The organism is Salinibacterium sp. (genome assembly GCF_031364185.1).
Classification (GTDB): Bacteria; Actinomycetota; Actinomycetes; order Actinomycetales; family Microbacteriaceae; genus Rhodoglobus.
In genome coordinates this window covers 1-8775 of record NZ_JANLVV010000177.1, presented here as the reverse complement: position 1 = coordinate 8775, position 8775 = coordinate 1, and the positions used below count along the sequence as shown (strand labels likewise).

Below are 8775 nucleotides of genomic sequence, written 5' to 3'. Positions count from 1 at the left end.
CCTGCTGTCGTTCCTGTCGCCGTGCGTGCTTCCGCTGGTTCCGGGATACCTCGGCTACGTCACGGGTACGACCGAGGCCGGTGTGTCACGCCGCGGTCGCACGGTGCTGGGTGCCGGGCTGTTCGTGCTCGGGTTCAGCGTCGTGTTCCTCGGTTTCATCGTGCTCTCTAGCACCGTGGGGGTGTTCCTGCTGCAGTACGGTGACCTGATCCTCCGCGTGGCGGGGGCGATCGTCATCCTGCTCGGGCTGGTGTTCATCGGCCAGGTCACGTTCCTGCAGCGCTCCATCAAGCCCTCGTGGCGGCCTCGCGCTGGGCTCGCGGGAGCGCCCGTACTCGGCGCGGTGTTCGCAATCGGTTGGACGCCCTGCATCGGCCCAACGCTCATCGCCGTCACCTCCCTCGCGACCTACCAGGGCGACCCCGGCCGGGCCGCGATCGTCGGCGTCTTCTACTGCCTCGGTCTCGGCATCCCGTTCCTGCTCGTCGCGTTGGGCTTCGGCTGGGTGGGGGGAACCCTGGGCTGGGTCAAGCGTCACCTCCGCGTCATCAACATCGTCGGTGGAGCGCTGCTCGTCCTGATGGGCCTGCTGATGGTGACCGGCGCCTGGGGCTCATTCCTCTCGTATTTCGGGGGGGTGCTTCGTGACGGATTCCTCTCGCCCCTCTGATCATTTCGACTCGACCGGTCATGTCGACTCGACTTATGTCGACTCCGCCGGGCTGCCTGAGCTCGACAAGATCATCCAGCCGAAGCTCGGCCCGGTCGGCTACCTGCGGTTCTTCTGGCGGCAGCTCACGAGCATGCGCACCGCCCTATTCCTGCTGCTGCTGCTCGCGATCGCTGCGATCCCGGGCTCGCTGGTGCCCCAGGTCAGCTCCGACCCGAACGGCGTCATCCAGTACAAGGCCAATAACCCCACTGTTGCCCCCATCCTCGAGAACCTGCAGGTGTTCACCACCTACTCGTCGTTCTGGTTCTCGGCCATCTACCTGCTGCTGTTCATCTCGCTGATCGGGTGCGTCATCCCGAGGACAAAGCACCACTTCGATGCCCTGCGCGCCCGCCCGCCGAAGACCCCGGCGAACCTGTCGCGGCTCGAGGGGTTCACCACCCGCCAGTCAGGCACGGATGCCGCGACCGCGATCGCCGCGGGTCAGCGCGTGCTGCGCCGACAGGGCTACCGCACCGAGCTGTACACGAATGGCGGGTCGGTCTCGGTGAGTGCGGAACGCGGCTACCTGCGTGAGACCGGAAACCTGGTGTTCCACTGCGCCCTCATCGGCGTGCTGGTGGCCGTGGGGCTAGGGGGCGGTTTCGGGTACACGGGCCAACGGGTCGTCGTCGAGGGTTACGCCCTGTCGAACTCGCTGGCGAGCTACGACTCGTTCAATCCGGGTCGTTTCTTCACGGATGCGGCGCTCCGACCGTATTCCATCGCGCTCGATACCTTCGTGCCGAAGTATGAGGACAACCTCGACAGCAATGCCATCGGCCAGGTGCTCGATTACACGGCGAACGTCACCGCCACTCTCGGTGGCGGCCAGGCGCAGCAGTCGACGATCAAGGTCAACGAGCCGCTGGCAATCGGTGACACCCAGGTGTACCTCCTCGGTAACGGTTACGCGCCCGTCGTCACGGTGCGCGACCCCAAGGGAACGGTCGTGTTCTCCCAGCCGACCGCGTTCCTTCCCCAGGACGCGAACCTGTTCAGCCTGGGGGTGATCAAGATTCCGGATGGCCTGAAAGAGCAGATCGGAATCCGTGCGCTCTTCTACCCCACGGCGGTGCTCACAAACCTCGGCACCCTCGCATCCAGCTACCCTGACCTGATCAATCCGCAGCTGACCATGGAGGTCTACACCGGCGACCTCGGTCTCGACAACGGCACGAGCTCGAACGCGTACGCACTCAATACCGACTCCCTTACCCAGATTGCCGGGCGCAAAGCCGACGCCGCGACCATCAAGCTGGCCCCCGGCGACCGGGTCGATCTCCCTGACGGGCTGGGAAGCATCGAACTGAGCTCGATCCCACGATTCGCCTCGCTTGATGTGCACCACGATCCGGCTCAGGGCTGGGTGCTGGTGTTCGCAATTCTCGTGCTGTCCGGGCTCGTAACCAGTCTCTTCATCCCCCGTCGTCGCATGTGGATCACCGCAATCACCGGCGACGACGGAACCGTGGCGCTCGAGTACGCGGGTCTCGCGCGCGGAGACGACCCAGGCCTCGACGCGGCGGTGGCCGACATCGCCGATCGACACCTGGATCAACTCAGGAATCTTGATGAATCCGGGCTTAGGGTGACATCGTGACCGAAACGTTCGTGCTCTACTCCAACGTCGCCGTGTACTCGGCCATGGCAATCTACACGATCGCCTTCATCATGTTCACGCTCGACCTGTCCCGTCGATCGGTGAGTGTCGCCGCTCCGCGCGCTGCTCGAATCCCTTCAGCGTCGGTCGGTTCGACCGCCCTTCTGGAGCGAGTGGATGCCCCGGCCAACACCCGCACGAAGGGCCCCCGCTACCTGCGGATGGCGTTCGCGCTGACCGTCATCGGATGGGCGCTGCACGTGGGCGCAGCAGTCCTCCGCGGATTCGCCGCCGGCCGGGTTCCGTGGGCGAACATGTTCGAGTTCACCCTCACCGCGACGGCGATCATCGTCGGGGTGTTCCTGGTGGTGCAGTTCTGGCAGGACCTGCGGTTCCTCGGCTCGTTCGTGGTGGGCTTCGCCCTCATCGCCCTGGGTATCGCCACGACCAACTTCTATGTCGATGTCGTGCCGCTTCCGCCGGCGCTGCAGTCGGCCTGGCTCGTGATCCACGTGTTCGTAGCATCGCTCGGCACGGGATTCTTCGCCCTGGGGGCCGCGCTGTCGATCGTGCAGCTGCTGCAGGCCAGGCGTGCCGCAGGGAAGGCCGTGAGACTAAGGTTTCTCGACACCCTCCCCGGCGCTGACGCACTGGAGACCCTCGCGTACCGGCTCATCGTTGTCGGTTTCGTGTTCTGGACCTTCACACTCATCGCCGGCGCGGTGTGGGCCGAGCGCGCCTGGGGTCGATACTGGGGATGGGACACGAAAGAGGTTTGGACCTTCATCATCTGGACTATCTTTGCGGGCTACCTCCACGCCAGGGCGACCCGCGGATGGCGCGGCTCACGCTCGGCATGGCTCGCGATCATCGGCTTCAGCGCCGTGGTGTTCAACTTCACCATCGTGAACCTGTTCTTCAAGGGGCTCCACGCTTATAGCGGCCTGTAACCGGCGGAGCTGGTTACCTGAGCAGCTCGTAGCAACGCTCAAGCCGCGCCAGCCACCAGTTGGTGCGGTCGGCGGTCGCGGCCTGACTGGCGAGCAGCGCGGTGCTGGGGATGATCCTCTGCACGCTCAGCTGCCCGTCGACGGGGAGCAGCGGGGCATCCGTGACATCCATCGCCAAAAGAGACGCCGTGGCCAGGCCACAGTCGAATTCCAGTTGGGGGATCGCCGCGGCAAGATGCAGTCCCATCGAGATGCCGACCGAGGTGTCGAGGGCGCTCGATACCACCGCGGGCAGCCCCGCCTCAGCGATGATCGCGAGCGCGGCTGTGATGCCGCCCAGGGGCTGTGCCTTGATGACCAGGATGTCGGCGGCTCCGGCCCGAGCGACGGCCAGCGGGTCCGCGGCCTTCCGCACGCTCTCGTCCGCGGCGATGGGGATGCCCATGTACTTCACCCGCTGGCGCACCTGGGCAAGGTCCTCGACCGTCGCGCAGGGCTGTTCGACGTACTCGAGGTCGAACCCGGCGAGGGCGTGAATGGCTTTCTCCGCCTCATCCGCGGTCCAACCGGCGTTCGCGTCGATGCGGATGCGACCCTCCGGCCCGAGGTACTGGCGCGCTACCGCGACTCGGGCGACGTCATCCGCCAGCACCTGTCCGAAGTCGGCGACCTTGATCTTGACCGTGCGGCAACCGGGAAACCGGTCCAGGATGTGTGCCACCTCGCCGGGGGCAACCGCGGGCAGTGTGGCGTTGACCCGCACCGATTCGCGTAACAGCGGGTGCGTAGGCGCCCATCCGAAATCAACCGCGGCGGCCAGCCAGTGGGATGCCTCGTCGTCGCCGTAGTCCGTGAACGGCGAGAACTCGGTCCATCCATTCGGCCCCTCCAGCAGCATCGCCTCGCGCAGCTCGATACCGCGGAATCTGGTGACAAGCGGCAGGGTCACCACCCGCGCGGTGCCGAGAAGGTCGTCGAGAGGGGGCAGCGTCACGTCGGTGGGGAGCATCGCCCCAGTCTGGATCATGAGAGCGGGTTCGTCGTCGATTAGGGTGAAGTCCGTGAGCAGTCCAGGGCCGGTGGAGCGAGTTCCCCTCAAAGTCGTGCCGATGTTCATCGAGAACCAGACGGTGGATGCCCCGCTCAGCGAGCCCGAACAGCAGCCTGCCGCACCTCCCGCCGCCGCCCGCGCCCCGTGGCCGTGGATGGGCGCGCTCGCCATAGCCCTCGCGGTGGTGGCGGGCGTGGTGCAGGTTGTCGCAATTGTGGGCGCCAGCGCCGGGGACTTCGAACTGGGGATCGTGCTCGGCTACCTCGCGGTCGGCCTTGCCGTAGTCGCGGTTCTGATGGGCATCGTGGCGATCATCGTGAGACGCGGCCGCCGCACCGGTGTCGTCGGAATTCTGCTCGGGATGCTCGCAAACCCCCTGGTGCTGCTCGCGATCCTGCAGTTCTTCGGCGGAACGCGGTCCTGAGATGTCACGACCACTGAGGGTCGTCGACTCGGCCGATGTCGCGGCGGTGTTCGCGGCGCTGCGGGCTGCACTGAGCGGTGATGGGCCCGCGATCATGCCGCATCCGGGCAGCCCCGCCGGCGTCCCCGCGACCGTCGAGCAGCGAGTCGCCGTGGTGGTGGAGACGAGCGGCTCGACCGGCAGCCCGAAGCGCGTTGCCCTGGGAGCGGACGCGCTGCTGGCCAGCGCCGCGGCATCCGAGGTGAGACTGGGCGGGCCGGGACAGTGGCTCATGGCGCTGCCCGCCCACTACATCGCCGGCATCGCCGTCCTCGTGCGGTCGCTCGCCTCGCAGACCGAACCGGTGACGATCACCCCGGAAGGTTCGACCGGCGCCCGCTTCGTCGATGCCGCCCGCGAACTCGACGCCTCACTGCGGTTCATTTCGCTCGTGCCCGCCCAACTTTCGAGACTGATCGAGCAGGATGCCGCCCTCGATTCCCTGCGTCGCTTCGACCGGATCCTTCTCGGCGGGCAGGCGACCCCGCCGGCGCTGCTCGCCCAGGCGCTCGGGTTGGGGCTGACCCTCACCCGCACCTACGGATCCAGCGAAACCTCCGGCGGGTGCGTGTGGGATGGCGAGCCGATCGGCGACACCGAGGTGCGCATTGTCGACGGTCGCGTCGAGCTCGCGGGCAGTGTGCTTGCGCACGGATACCTGGGCGATCCCGCCCGCACCGACGCGGCCTTCCACGAGGCCGACGGCCGGCGGTGGTATCGCACCGACGATGCGGGCAGCTTGGCCCGCGGCATCCTGAACATCACCGGCCGGGTGGATGACGTCATCATCTCGGGTGGAGTGAAGATTTCACTCGCCGAGGTTGAGGCCGCGGTGCGCGCCCTGCCGGGGCTCGGTGAGGCTGTCGTGGTGGCGACGCCGCATCCACAGTGGGGCAATACGCCGGTCGTGGTGAGCACGGTGGCGATGCCGATCGAGGGGCTTCGGGATGCGGTGGCCGCGACGCTCGGGCGCGCCTGCGCTCCCACCCGCATCGTGGTGGTCGACTCGATCCCCCTGCTTGCATCAGGGAAGCCCGATCGGCTCGCGCTGGCGGAGCACGCCCGAGGCTAAGGCCCAGTACACTCCTTCCGTGGCAACTCCGAAGCAGCAGCGCATCGATCCGAAGTCCGTCCCCGCGCCCAGTGCGAAGAAGGGCTCGGCCTCCGGAGGCGGCAAAAGTCGACGACCCGGCGGTCGCCCGCCCGGCGTTGCGAAGGTGAAGAAAGCGACCGCGCGCGACTGGATCGGCGGAGCCCGGCTGCAGACACTGCCGCTGGCCCTTGCGCCCGTCGCCCTCGGCACCGCGGCCGCGTACGTGCTGCCGCACGAGGATGCCGGGCCCGGCTGGCACTGGCTCCGGGCGATCCTGTGCCTGGTCGTCGCTCTCAGCCTGCAGATCGGGGTGAACTTCGCGAATGACTACTCGGATGGCATCCGCGGCACCGATAAGCACCGCGTCGGCCCCCGCCGCCTGACCGCATCCGGAGCCGCCAGACCCCGCACCGTACTCATCGTGGCGCTGGGATTCTTCGGCGTCGCCGCGATCGCCGGCCTGGTGATCGTGATTCGTACCGGACAGTGGTGGCTGCTCGGGGTGGGTGCCGTGGCGATCGTCGCGGCCTACTTCTACACCGGCGGAAAGCGGCCTTACGGCTACTACGGTCTCGGCGAGCTCTTTGTGTTCGTCTTCTTCGGCCTCGTCGCCACCGCCGGAACCACCTTCGCACTCGCCGCGACCGTAACGCTGGAGAGTTGGCTGGCCGCGGTAGCGATCGGGCTGATCGCCTGCGCGGTGCTGATGGTCAACAACATCCGGGATATCGCCCTGGACAAGTTGGCCGGCAAACGCACCCTCGCCGTGCTGATCGGCAACCGGGCATCGCGGATTGTGTTCGGCGTGCTGCTGCTGGCGCCGTTCGGGATCCTGTCATTCTTTACGCTGTTCTATGACAACGCGTACCTGGTCTACTTCGTGCTGCTGGCCGCGATCCCGGCAGTGGGCATCACCATCAGTGCGAAAACACCGGGCGAACTGATCATCTCCCTGCGGCTGAGCGCGCTCGTGGCCCTCGCCTACGGCTTAGGCCTCGGTTGGGCCATCGCGTTCTAACGCTGGAGCTGCCCCGCGCGACATACATCCTCGGCGCACCGCCTCGGTCGGCCGTCCTCGCGGGCCGAGGCACCGCATGTGCGTGCGCCCGCCGCCCGCGCCCGTCCCGTCCCGCCCCGTCCGCGCTCGCGTGCCCACCCGCGTCCCCGTCCCGTCCGCGCCACCCATCCCGCCCCACCACCCCTCCCGCCCCGTCCCGCCCCGTCTCGTCCCGTCCCGTCCCGCCCCGTCCGCGCTCGCGTGCCCACCCGCGTCCCCGTCCCGCCCGCGCCACCCCTCCCGCCCCGCCCCGCCCCGTCCCGCCCCGCGCTCCCGTCCCACCACCCGTCCCGTCCCGCCCCGCCCCACCACCCGTCCCGTCCGCGCCCGCTCCGCTCGGTTGCTCCCGCCGGGCATCGAGAACGCCACTTTTGCTGGGTAGATCGTGGTTTAGGCAGCATAAGTGGCGTTCTCGATGAAGCGCGCTCGAGGCGGCAGGACGGATCGGGACTGTGCATTAAAAGGTGTTTCCGGCTTGACGCGCCGCGCGTGAGCGTGGCGGGAAGGGTGCCGTGATGACTACGACACTGGATGCTGTGAGTTCGAAGAAACATGATGGTGATGACCGATCCGCGGAGGCGGCCGCGGCGGCCGAGCTCGTCCGGCTAGCCAAAGAGCAAGGCCTTGCCCTGACGGGGCCGGACGGGCTGTTGAAGCTGTTCACGAAGAATGTGCTCGAGACAGCGTTGGACGAGGAGCTGACAGAGCACCTCGGGCACGAGAAGAACCGTGCCGACCCTGCTCGTGAGAACGCGAACGTGCGCAACGGAACGAGACCCAAGACGGTGCTGACCGAGGCGACCGGTCAGGTCACGATCGAGGTCCCGAGGGATCGAGACGGGTCGTTCGAGCCGCAGATCGTGAAGAAACGCCAACGGCGTTTGAACGGGGTCGAGGAGATCGTGCTGTCGCTGTATGCGAACGGTTTGACCACCGGTGAGATCAGTGCGCACTTCGCCCAGATTTATGGGGCATCAGTGTCGAAGGAGACGATTTCGAGGATCACGGACAAGGTGATTGAGGAGATGAACGAATGGTCCGCCAGGCCACTCGACGAGGTCTATGCGGCGGTCTTCATCGACGCTATCGTGGTGAAGATTCGAGACGGGCAGGTCGCGAACCGGCCCGTATATGCTGCGATCGGAGTGACTCTGGCTGGCGAGAAGGATGTTCTCGGCCTGTGGGCTGGCACCGGTGGTGAGGGCGCGAAGTTTTGGATGAGTGTCCTGACCGACATCCGCAACCGCGGTGTCAGGGACGTGTTCTTCCTCGTCTGCGACGGCCTGAAGGGTCTGCCCGACGTCGTGGCCAACGTGTGGCCGCTGACGACGGTGCAGACCTGCATCATCCACCTGATCCGTAACACCTTCCGGTTGGCGTCGAAGAAGGACTGGGACGCGCTCAAACGCGACGTCAAGCCGATCTATACCGCCCCGAACCCAAACGCCGCCCGGGCGGCCCTGGACGAGCTGACCGAGAAGTGGGGCAGACGGTATGGTGCGATCACCCGGCTCTGGGAGAACGCATGGGAAGAGTTCATCCCCTTCCTGGACTACGACCTCGAGATCCGCACCGTGATCTGCTCCACGAACGCGATCGAATCGTTGAACGCGAGGTACCGGCGCGCCGTGCGAGCCAGAGGTCACTTCCCGACCGAGCAAGCCGCACTGAAATGCTTGTATCTTGTCACTCGTAGCCTCGACCCCACCGGTCGTGGCCGCACCCGATGGACGATGCGCTGGAAGCCCGCGCTGAACGCCTTCGCCATCACCTTCGCAGACCGCTGGCCGGCCGCGGAGACCTACTAAATGAGAACCGCCGGAAACACCGTTCATGAGATAGTCCC

8 protein-coding genes are annotated in these 8775 nt (G+C 66.8%); 7 read left to right on the top strand and 1 reads right to left on the bottom strand.

Translation table 11 applies throughout. From position 1 onward, the window contains the following. The 3 genes from RMN95_RS07940 to ccsB form a co-directional block, all read left to right on the top strand. Positions 1-670: cytochrome c biogenesis protein CcdA (locus RMN95_RS07940; RefSeq protein WP_309616397.1), on the top strand; the 670-nt coding region annotated here is incomplete at its 5' end. Next, positions 645-2315, top strand: coding sequence for a cytochrome c biogenesis protein ResB (locus RMN95_RS07935; protein WP_309616396.1), 1671 nt, complete (start codon positions 645-647; stop codon positions 2313-2315). The genes RMN95_RS07940 and RMN95_RS07935, both read left to right, overlap by 26 nt. Further along, positions 2312-3265 carry a c-type cytochrome biogenesis protein CcsB gene (gene ccsB, locus RMN95_RS07930; protein ID WP_309616395.1) on the top strand — a complete coding sequence of 318 codons (954 nt, stop codon included), beginning with the start codon at positions 2312-2314 and terminating at the stop codon, positions 3263-3265. The genes RMN95_RS07935 and ccsB overlap by 4 nt, the downstream gene beginning before the upstream one ends. 13 nt (positions 3266-3278) lie before the next feature. On the opposite strand, the gene RMN95_RS07925 is transcribed toward ccsB, so the two are convergent. Further along, positions 3279-4274, bottom strand: a complete 996-nt coding sequence (locus tag RMN95_RS07925; protein ID WP_309616394.1) for an o-succinylbenzoate synthase — start codon at positions 4272-4274, stop codon at positions 3279-3281. Between the two features lie 52 nt (positions 4275-4326). On the opposite strand from RMN95_RS07925, the gene RMN95_RS07920 reads away from it, so the two are divergent. From RMN95_RS07920 to RMN95_RS07905, 4 genes are all read left to right on the top strand, one after another. After that, on the top strand, positions 4327-4740 hold the full coding sequence (locus RMN95_RS07920) for a hypothetical protein (RefSeq protein WP_309616393.1): 414 nt from the start codon (positions 4327-4329) through the stop codon (positions 4738-4740). A gap of 1 nt (position 4741) precedes the next feature. Next, the gene (locus RMN95_RS07915; RefSeq protein ID WP_309616392.1) at positions 4742-5851 is read left to right on the top strand and encodes an AMP-binding protein; all 1110 of its coding nucleotides are present in this window, start codon (positions 4742-4744) and stop codon (positions 5849-5851) included. Between the two features lie 19 nt (positions 5852-5870). Next, complete coding sequence (locus tag RMN95_RS07910) at positions 5871-6890, top strand: 1,4-dihydroxy-2-naphthoate polyprenyltransferase (protein WP_397545267.1); 1020 nt, start codon at positions 5871-5873, stop codon at positions 6888-6890. A gap of 554 nt (positions 6891-7444) precedes the next feature. Then, positions 7445-8737 (top strand): IS256 family transposase, encoded by a 1293-nt coding sequence (locus tag RMN95_RS07905; RefSeq protein WP_309616391.1) that lies wholly within the window; start codon positions 7445-7447, stop codon positions 8735-8737. Positions 8738-8775 lie beyond the last annotated feature (38 nt).